At 36.8% G+C, this 16,965-nt stretch carries 14 protein-coding genes; 3 read left to right on the forward strand and 11 right to left on the reverse strand.

Annotated features, from left to right (window positions below; genetic code table 11):
• Positions 1–27 precede the first annotated feature (27 nt).
• Positions 28–1,020, reverse strand: a complete 993-nt coding sequence (locus tag JOD07_RS07910) for an asparaginase (protein ID WP_204613292.1) — start codon at positions 1,018–1,020, stop codon at positions 28–30.
• 196 nt (positions 1,021–1,216) lie between these two features.
• Between JOD07_RS07910 and rbr the strand changes: the two genes are divergently transcribed.
• Positions 1,217–1,807 (forward strand): rubrerythrin, encoded by a 591-nt coding sequence (rbr, locus tag JOD07_RS07915; protein WP_204613293.1) that lies wholly within the window; start codon positions 1,217–1,219, stop codon positions 1,805–1,807.
• A 340-nt stretch (positions 1,808–2,147) separates the two neighbouring features.
• On the opposite strand, the gene JOD07_RS07920 is transcribed toward rbr, so the two are convergent.
• The 4 genes from JOD07_RS07920 to JOD07_RS07935 form a co-directional block, all read right to left on the reverse strand.
• The gene (locus JOD07_RS07920) at positions 2,148–2,861 is read right to left on the reverse strand and encodes a GntR family transcriptional regulator (protein ID WP_158740308.1); all 714 of its coding nucleotides are present in this window, start codon (positions 2,859–2,861) and stop codon (positions 2,148–2,150) included.
• Between the two features lie 132 nt (positions 2,862–2,993).
• Complete coding sequence (locus JOD07_RS07925) at positions 2,994–4,274, reverse strand: TRAP transporter large permease (RefSeq protein ID WP_204613294.1); 1,281 nt, start codon at positions 4,272–4,274, stop codon at positions 2,994–2,996.
• Positions 4,268–4,768 carry a TRAP transporter small permease gene (locus JOD07_RS07930; protein WP_204613295.1) on the reverse strand — a complete coding sequence of 167 codons (501 nt, stop codon included), beginning with the start codon at positions 4,766–4,768 and terminating at the stop codon, positions 4,268–4,270. The genes JOD07_RS07925 and JOD07_RS07930 overlap by 7 nt, the downstream gene beginning before the upstream one ends.
• 109 nt (positions 4,769–4,877) lie before the next feature.
• Positions 4,878–5,903: a C4-dicarboxylate TRAP transporter substrate-binding protein gene (locus tag JOD07_RS07935; protein WP_204613296.1), complete on the reverse strand. Its 1,026-nt coding sequence runs from the start codon at positions 5,901–5,903 to the stop codon at positions 4,878–4,880.
• A gap of 299 nt (positions 5,904–6,202) precedes the next feature.
• Here JOD07_RS07935 and uxuA point away from each other — a divergent pair, with 299 nt between their 5' ends.
• Both uxuA and JOD07_RS07945 read left to right on the forward strand, forming a co-directional pair.
• Positions 6,203–7,282: a mannonate dehydratase gene (gene uxuA / locus JOD07_RS07940; RefSeq protein ID WP_158740304.1), complete on the forward strand. Its 1,080-nt coding sequence runs from the start codon at positions 6,203–6,205 to the stop codon at positions 7,280–7,282.
• Position 7,283: 1 nt separating this feature from the next.
• Positions 7,284–8,900 (forward strand): mannitol dehydrogenase family protein, encoded by a 1,617-nt coding sequence (locus JOD07_RS07945; protein WP_158740303.1) that lies wholly within the window; start codon positions 7,284–7,286, stop codon positions 8,898–8,900.
• Between the two features lie 97 nt (positions 8,901–8,997).
• Here the strand turns inward: JOD07_RS07945 and JOD07_RS15660 are convergent, their stop codons facing one another.
• From JOD07_RS15660 to JOD07_RS07975, 6 genes are all read right to left on the reverse strand, one after another.
• On the reverse strand, positions 8,998–12,519 hold the full coding sequence (locus tag JOD07_RS15660; RefSeq protein WP_204613297.1) for a S8 family serine peptidase: 3,522 nt from the start codon (positions 12,517–12,519) through the stop codon (positions 8,998–9,000).
• A gap of 65 nt (positions 12,520–12,584) precedes the next feature.
• Positions 12,585–13,421, reverse strand: a complete 837-nt coding sequence (locus tag JOD07_RS07955; protein ID WP_204613298.1) for an alpha/beta hydrolase — start codon at positions 13,419–13,421, stop codon at positions 12,585–12,587.
• A gap of 16 nt (positions 13,422–13,437) precedes the next feature.
• Entirely contained in the window at positions 13,438–14,163 is a 726-nt protein-coding gene (locus JOD07_RS07960; protein ID WP_204613299.1) for a 3'-5' exonuclease, read from the reverse strand.
• Positions 14,164–14,311: 148 nt separating this feature from the next.
• A complete protein-coding gene (locus JOD07_RS07965) occupies positions 14,312–14,935 on the reverse strand; it encodes an aspartate/glutamate racemase family protein (RefSeq protein WP_207756876.1) in 624 nt (207 codons plus the stop codon).
• 69 nt (positions 14,936–15,004) lie between these two features.
• A complete protein-coding gene (locus JOD07_RS07970) occupies positions 15,005–15,415 on the reverse strand; it encodes a cupin domain-containing protein (RefSeq protein ID WP_158740299.1) in 411 nt (136 codons plus the stop codon).
• A gap of 26 nt (positions 15,416–15,441) precedes the next feature.
• Positions 15,442–16,824: an MATE family efflux transporter gene (locus tag JOD07_RS07975; protein WP_158740298.1), complete on the reverse strand. Its 1,383-nt coding sequence runs from the start codon at positions 16,822–16,824 to the stop codon at positions 15,442–15,444.
• Positions 16,825–16,965 lie beyond the last annotated feature (141 nt).

Consider the following 16,965-nt stretch of genomic DNA (forward strand, 5'->3'; position numbering starts at 1 on the left):
ACAAAAAAGAGCGATCATTCGCTCCTTTTATATTGTGCTGTATAATCCTTTTTCAAACAGATTTTTTACTTCGTTCATATCATTGGTTATACCTAAAATAAGCATAAGCTTTATTCTTGCCTTCTGTCCTGACATATTATCTCCAAGGATCACCCCTAAATCTCTTAACTCTTTTCCCCCTCCAGGATAACCGTATGAATCCAATACTCTGCCCTTCGGACATCTGGATACCAGTACCACTGGAATATTCTTCGAAATAGCATATTGTATACCTTCTACCATCTGAGGGGGTACGTTACCCCGTCCCATACCTTCAATCACAATGCCTTTCATACCGGAATCTACGCTGAATTTTATAAAAGAAGAATCCATTCCTGCTCCTGCTTTAATAAGAGCAATTCTAGGCTCAATAGTATCGGTCAAAATATGCTGTCTGCTTTTTCTCTTTCGATAATAAATTACTTTATCCTGGTCCACTATACCCAAGGGGCCAAAATCCATACTTTGAAAGGTATCCAAAGCCAAGGTATGGGTTTTTGTCACCTCGTCCGCTGAATTTACCTGATTATTCATGACAACCAATACGCCTTTGTTCATTGATTCGCTGGAACATACTGTACAAATGGAAGCTGCCAAGTTAGCAGGACCATCATAGCCAAGCTCAGAACTGTTTCTCATCGCCCCAGTTACGACCACGGGCTTTTGCTCATGTAAAATTAAATCCAGAAAATAAGCTGTTTCTTCCAAGCTATCCGTACCATGGGTAATAATTACTCCAGCGATATCTGGACGATCTATAAACTCTTTTGTAATTTTTGATAATTCCAGCATCATTTCAGGAGTGATATGAGGTCCCGGATAATTCCCATATACAAATGGTTCAATATGAGCCATTTTTTCAATACCAGTTACCTTTGCCAAAATTTCTTCACCGGATAGAGCGGGAATGGCTGCCTTTAACCGCTCATCCGCTTTCATGGATATCGTTCCGCCAGTAAAAATTACAGCTACTTTTTTCAATTTCTCACCTCATTGTAGAATAATCTAGAATTGTAGCATATTATGTATGATTTTATTATACTTCTTTATATAAAGATATATCAATTAAAAAAATTAAATTGTTGATTCTGAAGACTGGTATAATTTACTTTTTATCTTTTTATGCTATAATAGTATATGTAATTAACTATCTACAATTTAAGAGGGGGTAATAAGAATGAAATCACTAAAAGGCACCAGAACGGCTGAAAACTTACTTAAATCTTTTGCTGGAGAATCTCAGGCAAGAAACCGTTATACATATTATGCATCTGTTGCGAAAAAAGAAGGTTATGTGCAAATTGCAAATATCTTTACTGAAACTGCTGACAACGAAAAAGAACACGCAAAAAGATTTTTTAAATTCTTAAGTGCTGATCCTGAATTAAACGGAACGGCTCTTCAAATCACTGCAGACTATCCTATTGCATTAGGAAATACCTTAGAAAATCTCAAAGCTGCTGCATCCGGAGAAAATGAGGAATGGTCAGATCTTTATCCTGCTTTTGCAGATATAGCTGCTGAAGAAGGCTTCTCTGAAATCGCTGCAGTATACAGAAAAATAGCAGATGCAGAAAAAAGACATGAAACAAGATTTAATAAATTAGCAGCAAATCTTGAAAATGGTACTGTATTCAAGAAAGATGAAGTTGTTTTATGGAAATGCAATAACTGCGGATATATCCATGAAGGAACAGAAGCTCCAAAGCTTTGCCCGGCTTGTGCTCATCCTCAATCTTACTTTGAAGTATTCGTTGAAACATATTAAAACTACAGCACTATAAAAATATGAAATGCTAATATAATGCCTCCAAAGTAAACCGGTTAGTTAATAAAAAGCTAAATGCCTGCCTGGAGGCATTTTTTTGTGGAAAAAATTAAACCATCCTTAGAAATGAACCCGAAAGCTTGTGCCTCTCAATGTAAAAACTATCTTTCACATAATAAAAAAACAGGATGAATAGTTCTGTTAGAATACAGAAACCATGCATCCCAATATGAATGATATTTTGATTATGCCTATCCTGTTAACAATAATTAATTTCACGATTCTATTCAGCCTTAATGATCAATAATTATCTTTAATTATGGCATGAATTATTTCTATATCACCTGAAACTTCTACCTAAAAAGCTATCATTGAAATTTTGTTTAAAATAGCTCGGATATTTTTCAACAATATTATCTTTTTGAGATATAATTCGGGCGAAATGCTGACGGATTGACTGAAGGATCATATCGATATTCTTCTCTTTTATATAATGGATAATCTGTCTATGTTGCTTTATCACATCTTCTGAAATTTCTAAATCCCACAATGTAATTAACCGCAGTCTTCTATAATGACCGGAAATACTCTCAATTAAATTCCATGACATTTCCTTTTCCGCAACATTAAAAAATATCGAATGAAACTCATCATCATAATCTAAGAAAGAAATATAATCCTGATTCTGTAAGCTTATATTTTGCATCTCAATTAAGCTTTCTAATTTAATAATAGAGCTATCATCATAACAGTTCATGAATAGTAAAATTGCTTTCTCTTCCAAACTGCTTCTGATAAATTTTTCTTCTTCAACTCTTTTCAAATCTATTTTAGAAACATAAGTGCCTCTTTGTGCAAAAATATCAACTAGTCCTTCTTTACCCAATTTAATAATGCTATCACGAACGGGGGAACGGCTTACTCCCAACTTTTGTGCGATCTCTTTAATAACAAGTGGTTCTCCCGGTTCTAAGTTCAGTTCAATAATTTCTTTTCTTAAACTATAATAGATGCTGTCTCCTATATTCGAAATTTGATTTAATGTTAAGTTCATTCCATCCCCTCCTTTCTCAATTATAAAATATTCTAATATACTATATCAACCAATTCAATTCATTCTTATAGAAAAAGCACATTATCTTCAAATAAATAAGTATAATGTGCTTTTTGGTTATTTTATTTATACTTAACTTCCATATACCAAATTTGGCAACAGTAAAATTAAGTCAGGGAAGAATGCTATGATCAAAACAACAGCTAAAATTGCAATATAAAATGGTATAGCTTCTTTTACTGTTTCTTCCGGAGTACAGTCCATTATATCAGAAACTGTATACAGAGCAATTCCAACCGGTGGTGTCATAATCCCTGCTGTTACAACAGTCATCATAAGGACTCCGAAGTGAACCGGATCTACTCCAACACTGGTAACAATCGGCAATAAAATAGGTGTTAATAATAAAGCACATACAGTTGTTTCAACAAACATTCCCGCAATAATTAAGAATAAAATAATGATGAGAAGCATAATTTCCTTACTGGATGTAATACCAACCAATAAAGATGCTAAAGTCTGAGGAACTCTGTCAAAAACAATACCATATCCAAAGATACCGGAAATTGCAACAATTAGCATGATCACTCCAATATCTCTTACGCTATCCTTTAATGTTTGAATAAATGTTTTAAGCGTCAATTCTTTGTGAATAAATGCACCAACAATAATTGCATAAAATGCTGCAAAAGCTCCTGCTTCTGATGGAGTCATTAATCCAAAACGAATTCCTACAATTAAAATAACAGGGAATAAAAGTGCCCAAATACAATCCGCAAAAGCTTTAGCTATTTCACCAAATGAAGCTCTATTTGTTCTTTCTGGTTTATAATTTCTTTTCTTTGCACTAACATCTACTGCTATCATTAATGCTATTGCCATTATAATACCAGGTACGATTCCTGCAACGAATAATCGTCCTATTGAAACTTCTCCGACAGATCCATAAATGATTAATCCCATGCTGGGAGGTATGGTAGCAGTAATCAAAGAAGATAAACCATTTATCGCCGCACCCCAACCTCTTGAATATCCTCTTTTTACCATGTCAGGGCCAAGAATTCTGGATTCCATAGCTGCATCCGCATTGGCACTACCGGATACTCCACCCATCAGGGTACTCATAACAATACTTACTTGTCCGATATGTCCATGCATATGACCAACTAAAACATTTGACAGTTTAATCATTCTGGAGGTAATACCCGTATGATTCATCAAATTACCAGCAAAAATAAATAACGGAATTGCCAAAAGAGTGAACGATTGGGTACCTGACACTACTTTTTGAACTACAATAGAATAAGGTACGTCATTAGTAAAAAAGAATGTCGCTCCTGATATCCCTATGGCAAATGCTACAGGCATACCGAGAATCAATAAAGCAAAGAATACTATAACAACTGTTAACACAGATCTTTACCTCCTTCTTCGGCGTATGTTCCATCTTCTGACCTAAACATCTTAACCAAATTCATTACTGATGTAATAGTAAGCAATATACTTCCTACTGGAACACTGGCAGTTGCCCAGGAATAACTTAAATTCATGTTAGAAAACTTTCTGTCGATACTGTTAATACACAAGGGAATTCCATAAACAATTAATGAAATTAAAAAAACTATAATAACAATTTGCCATAAAATCTGCAGATATTTTCTTGTCTTAACCGGTAACTTTTGAAGCAACATATCAACTTTAATTAAGCTTTTTTCTCTCATCGACAGATCTACACCGAAGAAAATAGACCAGGCAAATAAAAGCTGTGCAACATCACTGGCCCAGTTTAACGGATGACCTGCAGTTCTGAATAAAGCTGAAGCAAATACCAGCGTTACAACTGACATAAGCATTAAGCAAGCTAAAAATTCCTCTACTTTAGAAAAGTAGTAATAAGCTTTTTTCATGGAGCTCCTCCTTATTTAAGGTTTTCTTTTCAATGATAAAATCTTACCTAAAATTACCTCTGATAGAATCGAACTTCTATCAGAGGTATATTTCATAATAGTTTATTAATTATTTTCCAATCTCTTCATAAATTTTTTGTCTTAATTCAACATAACCAAGATCTTCATAAGCTTTTTCTGCTGCTTCTTTGAATGCTGCAATATCAATCTCATCTGCTTCAATAATAGTCATACCATTCTTAGCCATTTCAGCTTCATATTCTGATGCTTTTTCCATAACTACTTTAGATGCTTCAGCTGCAGCTTTTGCACATTCTTCTTTTAAAATGGTCTGATATTCTTCTGGAAGTGTGCTAAACCATTTTTCTCCAACGATAATACCGTTCATCAATTGAATGTGACCTGTTTTGCTCATATACTTTAAAACTTCATAAAGTCTTGCAGGATAAGAAGCAGATGTTTGCCCTTCTGCACCGTCGATTACTTTTGTTTGAACACCATTATATACATCGTTCCAGCCAAGAGATGCAGGAGTAGCACCTAAAGCCGCAATAGATTTAGACCAAACATCCGCTCCAGGAGTTCTAATCAACATATTTGTTAAATCTGCTGGAGATTTAATAGGTTTATTGGTCAAGAAATGACGTGGTCCATCATACCATCCAAAGTTTAAAACCTCAATTCCGTGTTGGGAGGATAACTCATCCACCCATCCTTTGAATGTTTCAGATTCTGTGATTTTAATCATTTCTTCATAGTTATCACCAATATAAGCTGCATTGATGATCCCAATATCAGACACATAGTTTGCCATACGACCGCCATCGGTTAATACGGCAACATTTACGCCTTCTAAAGCTTGTTCAATAACGTCTTCGTCACTACCTAATGCTGCACTTGGATAAACTTCAATAAGTAATTTCCCATCTGTTCTTTCTTTTACAGCTTCAGCCCATGCTTTAAAGCCTTCAACAAAAGGACTTCCATCATTTAACTGTGTGGACATCTTCAAAGTGTAAACCTTATCATTACTCTTATTAGAAGAAGATGTACCCGTTGAACCTCCTGAACTACAACCTGCCAATACTGATACTGACATCATAGCAGTCAGTAAAATTGATAATAATTTTTTCATAGACTTTTCCTCCATTCCAAATATGCAATACTAAATATGCAATACTAAGCGTTGCTAGTTAATATGAATCTTATGTTCTAAGGATATCAGTTAATGCAAAAAGTGTCAACTAATATATTAGTATCCTTGTATTTTTTGTTGATTTTTTATAATTTTAATATTTGATTTATGTAAGAAATGCATAAAACATTTCTTTTTATTGGTTTTAATACCATATTGACATATGTTTTTTTTCGAACTAATATATTAGTACGCTAGTTTGATATGATCTTAAAATATAAACACAGGAGGAAATTTCTATGAAGATGATCCTACGTTGGTTTCCAGAAGGAAACGATAGTGTCACTCTGGAGCAAATCCGGCAAATACCTGGCGTATCTGGAGTTGCCGCTTGCCTGATTGATATTCCTGTTGGGGATGTCTGGCCTTTAGAGCGATTACAAGCTATGAAAAAGGAAATAAACGATGCTGGTTTAGAAGTAGAAGTTATTGAAAGTGTTAACATCCATGAAGACATCAAAAAAGGATTGCCTACCAGAGATCAATATATTGAAAATTATATAAAAACACTCGAAAACTTGTCCAAAATAGGCATCAAATGTCTTTGCTACAACTTTATGCCCGTACTGGACTGGGCACGAAGTGAATTAGCTTTACCTTTAGAAGATGGCTCATATGCAATGGCTTATCGCCATGAAACAGTTTTAAAAATGAATCCTAATAATATGGCTGATGTCATGCAAAGCCAATCCTTAGGTTATGCTCTTCCCGGCTGGGAACCCGAACGTCTCAGCGTAATGCAGAAAGATATTGAGTTTTATCAATCAATGTCTACAGAAACCTACTGGGAAAATATGAAATACTTTTTAGATGCCGTAATTCCTTATGCAGAAAAATATGATATCAAAATGGCTATCCATCCGGATGATCCACCGTGGCCACTTTATGGATTGCCAAAAGTAATCTCCAATGCTGAAAATATTAGAAAGTTTTTATCTTTAAATGATAGCCCATATAACGGCCTGACTTTATGCACTGGCTCCCTTGGTGCTGACTTAAATAATGATATCCCTGCAATCTGTCGTGAATTTTCTTCTCAAGGCAGAGTCCATTTTGCCCATATTCGTAATATTAAACATCTCTCTGAAAAAGATTTTAACGAAACAGCTCATTTAAGCGAATGTGGAGATTTAGATTTATTTGAAATAGTAAAGGCATTTCATGATACTGATTTTAATGGATATATCAGACCAGATCATGGAAGAATGATATGGGGAGAGAAAGCAAGACCCGGATATGGTTTATATGACAGAGCATTAGGTGCTAACTATATTTTAGGTCTTTGGGAAGCCATCACTAAAATGAAAGAAGGTAAATAACATGAAACTATCGATCGAAAGCATAAAAAACGAAAAAGATTCATGGAAATTAGCTGATGTAACTCTTCCTACTTTTGATCTTGAAACTGTAATTTCTAATACCAAGGCAAATCCTACATGGGTTCATTTTGGTGCAGGCAATATTTTCAGAGGATTTATTGCCAGATTACAACATGACTTACTTTGCTCCGGCAAAGCTAACACAGGAATTGTAGCTGTAGATACTTTTGACTATGATATTATTGATAAAATTTATAAAGACTATGACAACTTGACACTATTAGTGCTGATGAAAGCCGATGGCACTTTAGAAAAAAGTATTGTTGCTTCTGTTACTGAATCCTTAAAGGGAGACAGTAAAGATGCTTCCTCTATGAATCGTCTTAAAGAAATCTTTTGCAATCCTGAATTGCAAATGGTCAGCTTCACTATTACAGAAAAGGGTTATGCGCTGACAAATATTGACGGCAATTATCTGCCTGTAGTTCACGAAGATATTGCCAATGGTCCCAAAAATGCTAAACATGCTATGAGCATCGTAGCATCTCTTTTATACGAAAGATATCAATCAACTAAAGCTCCAATCGCTTTAGTAAGTATGGATAATTGCTCACACAACGGAGATAAACTAAAATCATCTATTATTACTATTTCTAAAGAATGGCAAAATAAAGGTTTTGTCGATCAAGATTTCATTGCTTACTTGGAAGATGATTCAAAAGTTTCTTTTCCATGGTCAATGATTGATAAAATTACCCCCCGTCCTTCAGAATTCGTTCAAAAACATTTGGAGGAATGTGGAATTGAAGATATGGCGCCTGTTTTAACATCTAAAAACACCTTTATCGCGCCTTTTGTAAATGCAGAAGTCACTCAGTATTTAGTTATAGAAGATAAATTCCCCAACGGTCGTCCTCCTTTGGAATTGGCAGGAGTTTATTTTACAGACAGAGATACTGTGAACAATACAGAACGTATGAAGGTTACTACATGTTTAAATCCTCTTCATACAGCTTTAGCAGTTTATGGCTGTCTTCTTGGATATACTTCTATCGCTTCTGAAATGAAAGATCCTCAATTAAAGAGTTTGGTTGAGAAAATCGGTTATAATGAAGGCATGGCTGTTGTAGTGGATCCTAAGATCATCAACCCAATGGATTTTATTAATGAAGTTATTAACGAAAGACTTCCAAATCCATTTATTCCAGATGCACCTCAACGAATTGCCACCGATACTTCTCAAAAAATTGCCATTCGTTTTGGTGAAACAATTAAGTCCTATGCAGAAAGAGAGGACTTAAACCCTGCAGACTTAACTTATATTCCTCTGGCTTTGGCTGGTTGGTGCCGTTATCTTATGGCTATTGATGATGAAGGCAATCCAATGGAACTTAGCAGTGACCCAATGCTTCCAGAATTAACTGCCGCCCTGAAAAGCGTAGAATTCGGAAATCCTTCCAGTTACAAGGGACAATTAAAATCCATATTAAGCAATCCTGTTTTATTTGGTATAAATCTATACGAAGTGGGACTAGGAGATAAAGTTGAAAACTTATTCTTAGAATTAATCTCTGGGAAAGGCGCTGTGCGCAAAACTTTAATGAAATACTTAGATTAATAAAAAAAGTATCTTAAAATAATACCTCCGGGGAGACAGTCTAATTTATGAAAATTAGATCATCTACCCGGAGGTATTTTTGTATCCTTTTTACGGTCTAATTTATATCTCTTAAAAATTGAAAAGCATTGAGTAAGTTAAGCTCTCCATATCCCCACGAATTATCAGGATATCTTATAGAAGGTCTTCTCTTGGCCCCTCTGATCAAATAGGTTCTTACTTTCCTTGTGGTCAAGGTAGGATCATTGCCCTTTATGATTCCCCATTCCAAGATCAAGGCCGCTGCCCCTGCCGTAAGGGCTGCAGCAATACTTGTTCCCGTCATCCGTCCATATCTTCCACCGGGAAGAGGTCCTTCTATATTTACTCCTGGAGCCACTAGATCGGGTTTAATTTCATCATCTCTGGTTGGCCCTCTGCCGGATGCGCTATAGAGGCTATTATCCACATGATTATAAGCTCCAACGGTTATAGTCCCTTCTCCCGTTCCCGGAACTGTTACAGTAGTTTGAGGAACCGGTCTTAAGAAAACAGTTTCTGGATCTACCCATCCCTCTCTGGGAAGCCATGCATGGTATCTGCCATCCACGATGAAATCTCCATGAAGAGTTATAATCCAGTTTCCAGGAGTCGGATCTTCAAAGCGCAGCATGGTTAATTGGTCTCCCGTTCTGGGTTCTGGATAAATATAATCCACCCAAACTTTCGTTCTTTCCAAAGTAAAGTTAATTCTCTCCTGTTCTCCAAATCTGGAGGGAATCCTTTCAATATATTCTCCTGTGGGTGATCTCATAGAAACAGACATCCTGTCCGGAGCATTATTCCATATGGCAAGAGTAAAGCCGCTTTCTCCTTCTCCAACTTTAATTTCTATATCTTCCAATTGGCCGCTTGATAAATTACCACTGGTATGATGGGCTGTGTTGCCTTCATTCCCTGCACTGGTAACCATCACAACTCCTCTTCTTCCTCCCAGTTCCCCCATATATGCTTCAGTAAAGGCAGTTCCATCATGGGCCCCTTCATTGCTGCCTATTCCTAAGACGACTGCAATGGGACTGCCCAGTTCTCTGGCCGTTTCAACGATATATTTTAACGCCATAACTACATCATTGCTTTGATAAACCGAAGTTCCCGGATCTCCTATGAGATAATAATCTCTTAAGTACTGTTTAGCTGGTTTAAGCTTTACAACCAAAAGCTGCGCATCGGGGGCCGCGCCTATATATTCTCCATTAATCCTGTCATAGCCTGCAGCCACTCCTGCTAAAAATGTTCCATGACCTGCTTCATCCACATGGGGAACGACCGCCCTTGGATTTTCACTTCTTAGGGCATTGTTAATTTCTTCTTCAGTAAATTCCGTTCCATAGTCAAATCCTTGTGGCGGGTCGCCCTCTAGGGTTTGATCCCATATTCTTAATATCCTGGTTGTATTGTCTTCATATAAAAATGCTGGATGGGCATAGTCGATCCCTGAATCTATAATCCCAATCAATACGCCATTTCCCCTCAATTCACCATACGGATAATTGTGAAACACCAATATATCTGACGTTTCCAAAGCTTCTCTGGCATAATGCCCAAAAAGAAGAGGCATAGAATGCTGCACAATTTCTGTTGTTTTTTCAAAAAACGCGGTTTCCTGTCCCCTAGGAATTTGAATAATTGCATGATTTTCATTGATAATCGTTACATGAGCTGCTCCATTTTTAAGTGCAGCCGCCACGATATCCCCATTGTACTCAACAATATAGTCCAAATAGTCCTCTGACTTAATCGCCTGTGGATTCATGTCAGAAACATCTTCTTCCTGCCTTATATATTCCATATCTTGATTCGAGTTTTCCCTTTCTATATCGCCTATTTCCCCTCTGTTTAACCCTTCAAATACATTGGCTAAACATAAAGTCCCATATCCCCAGGAGGAGTTGGGGTAACTTAAAGACGGACGGTCTCTTACGGCTCCTCTTATGAGATAAGATTTTAACCTTTCTCCATATAAAAAAGGATCATTACCTCTTACAATCCCCCATTCCATAAGCAATGCCGCTGCTCCAGTGACATGAGGAGCAGCCATACTGGTACCACTTAGTGAATCATAGCCTCCTCCAGGAAAAGGAGCCATAATATTAACTCCCGGTGCTACGATCTCCGGCTTAATAAATCGGTTTCTCCTAGTATATCCTCTTCCTGAAAATGGTGCAATCTGATTCGTCGTCCCATTGTAAGCCCCCACCGTAATCATTCTCTCAGCTGTTGAAGGAATGGTTTGGGTATGTTCCAAGATAGGCTCCACAAAAGCTGTTTCCCTTCCTACTTCTTCAGTGATGGGAAGCCAAAGATCATAGATTCCTTCAACAATATCCATTCCATATAAATTAAGTTGCCAAATGCCGCTGTCTATAAACTGATTCCTGGGTGTAAGGGCAATAAATATTTCTTCATCACCATTAAGAGGCGAAGGCCCTCCGAAATAAGCCAGTATTTTTGTATTTCCCAAAGTAATTCTTTGAATTCCTTCTTTTGCAGAAATTCTTCCTGTACTTTCTCCATTGGGCGCTGTCAGAGAAAACTCCAGTACATCAGCAAAAGATTTCCATAAAGTCAAAGATAAACCACCAGTACCCTGATCCACTGTAAATTGGATAGGGATCTCTTCTCCCTCCCTGATGATGCCTCCTACGTGATGACCTGTATCTCCTTCATTTCCAGTAGCCACTATAATGCTGGTTTTCCACCGATTCGCCATTTCATCCATATAAGCTTCTACGATAGAATTTCCATCGTGGGGACCTTCATTGGTCCCAAAACTTATATTTATCGCAACAGGCCTTTCCAGTTCTTCTGCTTTTTCTACGACATACTTTAATGCCCGCATCAGTTCCGTCGTTCTGGGAAATGATTCAATTCCTGTCCTTCCTAATTTGACAATGATGTATTCTGCTTCCGGGGCTACACCTGTATAGGTGCCTCTGCTTGCTCTTCCATTACCTCCTGCAATACCTGCCACATGGGTTCCATGGCCAATCTGATCCACATGGGGTACCCGTGCAATTCTCTCCATAGGTGTAGGCAGAGAAAGCGCTTCATCTAAGTCTTCTCTGGTGAACTCGACACCTCTGGCAAATCCTTGCGGAGGCTGCCCTTCCAAAGTCTGGTCCCATATGTATAAAATTCTGCTGCTGCCGTCTTCATTTCTAAAATCAGGATGAGTGTAGTCAATGCCCGAATCTATGATTCCCAGTAAAACTCCTCGTCCTCTCAAATCATAAGGTGGTCTTTGAACAGAAGTAATGCAAGCCTCACGAAGGCTATTGTCAAGGGCAATACCCAGTCTCTTAGGTCTTTCAATAAATTCTATCTGAGTATATTTTGAAAGCTCTGGAATCTTAGATTCTTCCAATGTAATAATGCCGTAGCCTTCTGTCAAAATTTCCACTTCTGCACCAAGCTGCTCGCCAACTGCATTTAAATCTCCATGGTATTTTACAATAACTTCCCATTGCTTTGATTCCGTATCCACAGCACCCTGCAAGGCTGGAACTTTTTGTCGTTCTTCCTCATCCAGATTAAGTATTAATTCCAGGCTACTATCTATTTTATTGTTCTCAGGCATACCATTCCTCCCTAAAAAAATATAGAGAGATTTTAAACTCTCTCTATATATTTATGCATGCCTGTTTAATTCATTCTCTTTTCCAGCCAATCCAGGATATCCGACAGGATAACCTCTCTTTCTGGTTCATGGACCAGTTCATGATAGCAATGATCATATAGTTTTAATGTCTTATCCAGTGACTGAATCTTATCATAGATCTCTGAGGTTCTATAATACGGAATCACTTTATCGCTTTTTCCATGGAGAAAAAGGCAGGGTAAATTATAATTCCCGGCATTTTGCTGTGCCCAGCTGATTCCCCTGTACAGAAATTCCGTCAGATAACTTACCGTAGTATACTTAAGATCAAAAGGATCTGCTTCAAATTCCTTTAAATACTGCTGGTTTCTTGAAGCTCTCTTTCTGATTACCCGATAGATCTTTGCTTTTGGAATAGTCTTGCCAAGCAATTCGTAAAGCTTCAAAGGAACTTTATACATTCCCCAGGGTGCACCCAATGCAGGTCCTGAGAAAATTTGCCCTTTTATGTCATATTCTGAATGCATCAATCCGTAAATAAATGTAATAAGCCCTCCCATACTATGTCCAAAAGTAAAAATATCATCTTGGGGATGCTTACTTCTTACAATAGACATAAGTTCATGAAAATCCGAAATGAATTCAAAAAAGGATTCTATATGTCCTCTCTGTCCTTCTGATTGTCCATGGCTTCTATGGTCAATAATATATACCCCATACCCATTCTGGACTAAAAAATTTGCCAAGTCTAAATAATGCCCTGAATGTTCTCCGTATCCATGACTGATCACAATAATCCCCTTGGGATTATAAGGAACTTCTTTCCGGTAAAAAATACGAAGGCCATCTGAATTAATAAAGTACCTATGCAGCAAATTCATAAATACGCTCCTTTTTTTATTTCTGTCCGGATCTTACTTGAACAAGGATTTTATCGATCATCCTGCTGGCTTCCGACTTTGTTAAAGTTTCAATATCTTCATTGACTACTAATCTATGCATCCTGATCAAATCTGCCAGATATTTCTTCTGTCTTGAGGTAATCATCTCTTGTTTGGGTGGATCCCATGTAATTTCTTTTGCTATAAAAGCACTAGCATCTACATCCATAAAGTCCTTCTTTAAGCATTGGAAAAGCCTGTAAGTAGCCTCTGCATCATGAATGGCCCGATGGGCATTTCTTAAATCTATACCATAGTATTCACACAGAGGGCCCAAGCTTCTGCTGGGAAGATGTTTCAAAAACTTTCTTGCAATCGTCAAAGTATCTAAAGCTTTCTTGTTGAACGTATATCCAAGACTACTGCACTTTGATTTTATAAAACGATAATCAAAAGATATATTATGCCCCAGAATATAATCGGTATCGCAAAAATCTAAAAATGAAGGAAGTGCCTCGGAAATATAAGGAGCATCGGATACCATATCATCCGTAATCCCGGTAATTTCTGTAATAAAGTAAGGGATAGGAATGCCAGGATTGACCATTTGATGATATTTTGAAACGATTTCTCCGTCTTTAATTTTAATTGCCCCAATTTCAATAATATAATCCTGTACAGGATTACAGCCTGTGGTTTCTAAATCAAAAACAATTAAATGGTCGATGTACTCATTTCTCATAATATTGCCTTTCTAATTTATATTATAAATTCTAATGGTTGCATAATATGAATAAAGAGAACCAATATGATGATTTAATATAGCAAAACATCACTATTGATTCTCTTTATTTTATCAGAAAAGCAAAAAATTTAACAGAACATAATATCTATTTTTTAATGGTTTTTAAAACTTCATTAATCTGTTGAATACATAAATCAGGACTCGATAAAACAGGACAATGACAAATATTACGGATTTCATCTTCTAAATGAGCCATAGAGGCTTGGGCTAAAATGATGCAGTCATATCCTCTTACTTCTCTTGCCATTTCTTTTAAAAGCCGATCATGCTGATCCATATCCATAGCTTTCATCGCCCTAAATGCTTCATGGCATACCTTCGCAGAAATCTCAATCTTAACATTGGCCTTGGCAGCTTCTTTTGCTAATTTTGATTTTGTTGGTTCTACAGTACTTTCTGCTGTAGCCATAACCAGAACTTTTTCTCCAAACGTAACCCCTAATCTGGCCATTTCATCATCAATGGCGATCACAGGCACACTAATAAACGGACGAATCATTTCTACAACAGGAGTTAAAGTAGAACAAGTGGTAACAATGAGATCTGCTCCGGTGAACTCTGCATTTTTAATATCCTGAAATAAACGATTTCTGTTATTTATAGTAAATTCCCCGATTTCATTAGGATTGATCGCCAAAAACTCATCCCAGAGATTATAAATCTTTACTTCTTCATCAATATTTTTACGAAGTTTTTCATCAAAATTCATTGCTACACTTTTTACTGTATGAATTAGAGCAATCGTTCTAATAATTATTCACCTCACTTACTTAAAATCTTAATCTTTTTTGCATTTTCTAGCTTCTTCTACAGCTGCCAATGCCCGCTTCCTTAAATCTTCTCCTGTAACTGGCGGAGAAAACACACAAAAAACCCGCAACATTTCTTGTCCTGTATTCTGGATTTCATGAGTAATATTGGGAGGCGCAACGATCATAGCCCCCGGAACAAAAGGATATTCTTTCCCATTAATCGTTACTCTGCCTTCTCCTGACATGCAATACATGGCTTCCGTTGCATCCGGATGCGCATGAAGGTCAATTTTACATCCTGGTTCCCATTCCGTAATGTGCAGTGAAAAATTGCTTTCTGTAATTATTGGATCATCCGCCATAAAAAGAGGCGTGATATATCTTTTAAATGGTTCCGGTACAGCAATAGTATTTTCTTTCCTATACTGATAATACATCGTACAGCATCCTCCTGTTTTAGGATTTAACTTTCAAAAGTTTTACTTTCTTTTGATGCTTCAGATTTAAATTCTTTATGTACAATACAAAGCATTGTTGTAAAAGAAGCAATGCCTCCAATAATATTTGAAATAGGCTCAGCCAAGAAAAGCCCATAAATACCCAGATTAAATAATTTTGGTAAGATTAGGGTCAATGGTACAACAATAATAATTTTTCTAAAGATCGAAAAGAATACTGCCTGTTTTGACTTTCCTAACGCGACAAATACGGATTGCCCGGAAAATTGCAAAGCCATCATAAAAAAACCGATAAAATAAATTTTCAATGAGATAAGCCCTGCATGAATGAGCTCTGCATTGCTGTTAAAAATACTAATAAAGAATGAAGGAAAGGTATACAGTATTGCCCATGAGATCACCATCTCTGTAACACATGTTATAGACATGAATTTGATCGCTGAACTCACTCTTTTATAATCTCCAGCGCCATAATTATAACTGATAATCGGTTGTGCTCCATCCGTTAAACCTTTTGCAGGCAAAGTAAGGATTTCACGAATCGAATTAAGTACCGTCATTACCCCTACATAAAGGTCTCCTCCATAAAACTGCAAACTTGCATTGCACATAATCTGAACAGCACTGTTTGTCATAGCCATCATAAAACCGGATAATCCTAACCCCGTAATCTTGCATACCAAGTTTTTATCCAGCTTTAAATTGCATAATTTTAATTTCAATATGGTTTTCTTTCCTCTTAGAAAAATTAGAATCCAAGCTGCAGATAAAAATTGGGAAATAACAGTAGCAATTGCAGCCCCTTTGACACCCATATTTAAAGTAAAAATAAAAATAGGGTCCAAAATCATATTCGTCACTGCACCCAGTAATACAGTGGTCATTCCTATTTTTCCAAAGCCCTGAGAATTGATAAAACTATTCATACCAAGTCCGATCATAACAAAGATACTTCCTAAAAGATAAATAGTTATATATTCATTGGCATAAGGAAAAGTTGCATCACTGGCCCCGAATAAATATAGCATAGGCTTCTTAAGTAAAAGCCCAAGAAGGGTAAGCATTACTCCAAATATGAAAAGCAACATAAACGAATTTCCCATAATGTGCTCTGCTTCCTCATGGTCTCCCCTTCCCCTGGCTATGGCACTTAGGGGCGCGCCCCCCATCCCAAACAGATTGGCAAATGCCGTGATAATGGTTATTATAGGAAGAGCCAGTCCAAGCCCAGTGAGGGACAAAGTCGCATTTTCCGGAATTCTCCCTATAAAAATTCTGTCAACAATATTATAAAGAAGATTAATTAATTGTGCCAAAGTCATCGGAAGTGCAAGATTTAAAATATTTTTCGCAATACTTCCTTTAGTAAAATCATTTTTCAATGTCATTCTTCTTTCTATATCTTTTACCCGTTTCTTATGATGATTTATAAGCTACCATATCCATCTATTAATAACAGATAAAGTATGGTAGCCTCAAATTCTCGTTTTCTTCTATACTAAGTTGCTTCTATACAAAACAGTGGTTAT

This window comes from Defluviitalea raffinosedens, from assembly GCF_016908775.1.
Taxonomy (GTDB): Bacteria; Bacillota; Clostridia; order Lachnospirales; family Defluviitaleaceae; genus Defluviitalea; species Defluviitalea raffinosedens.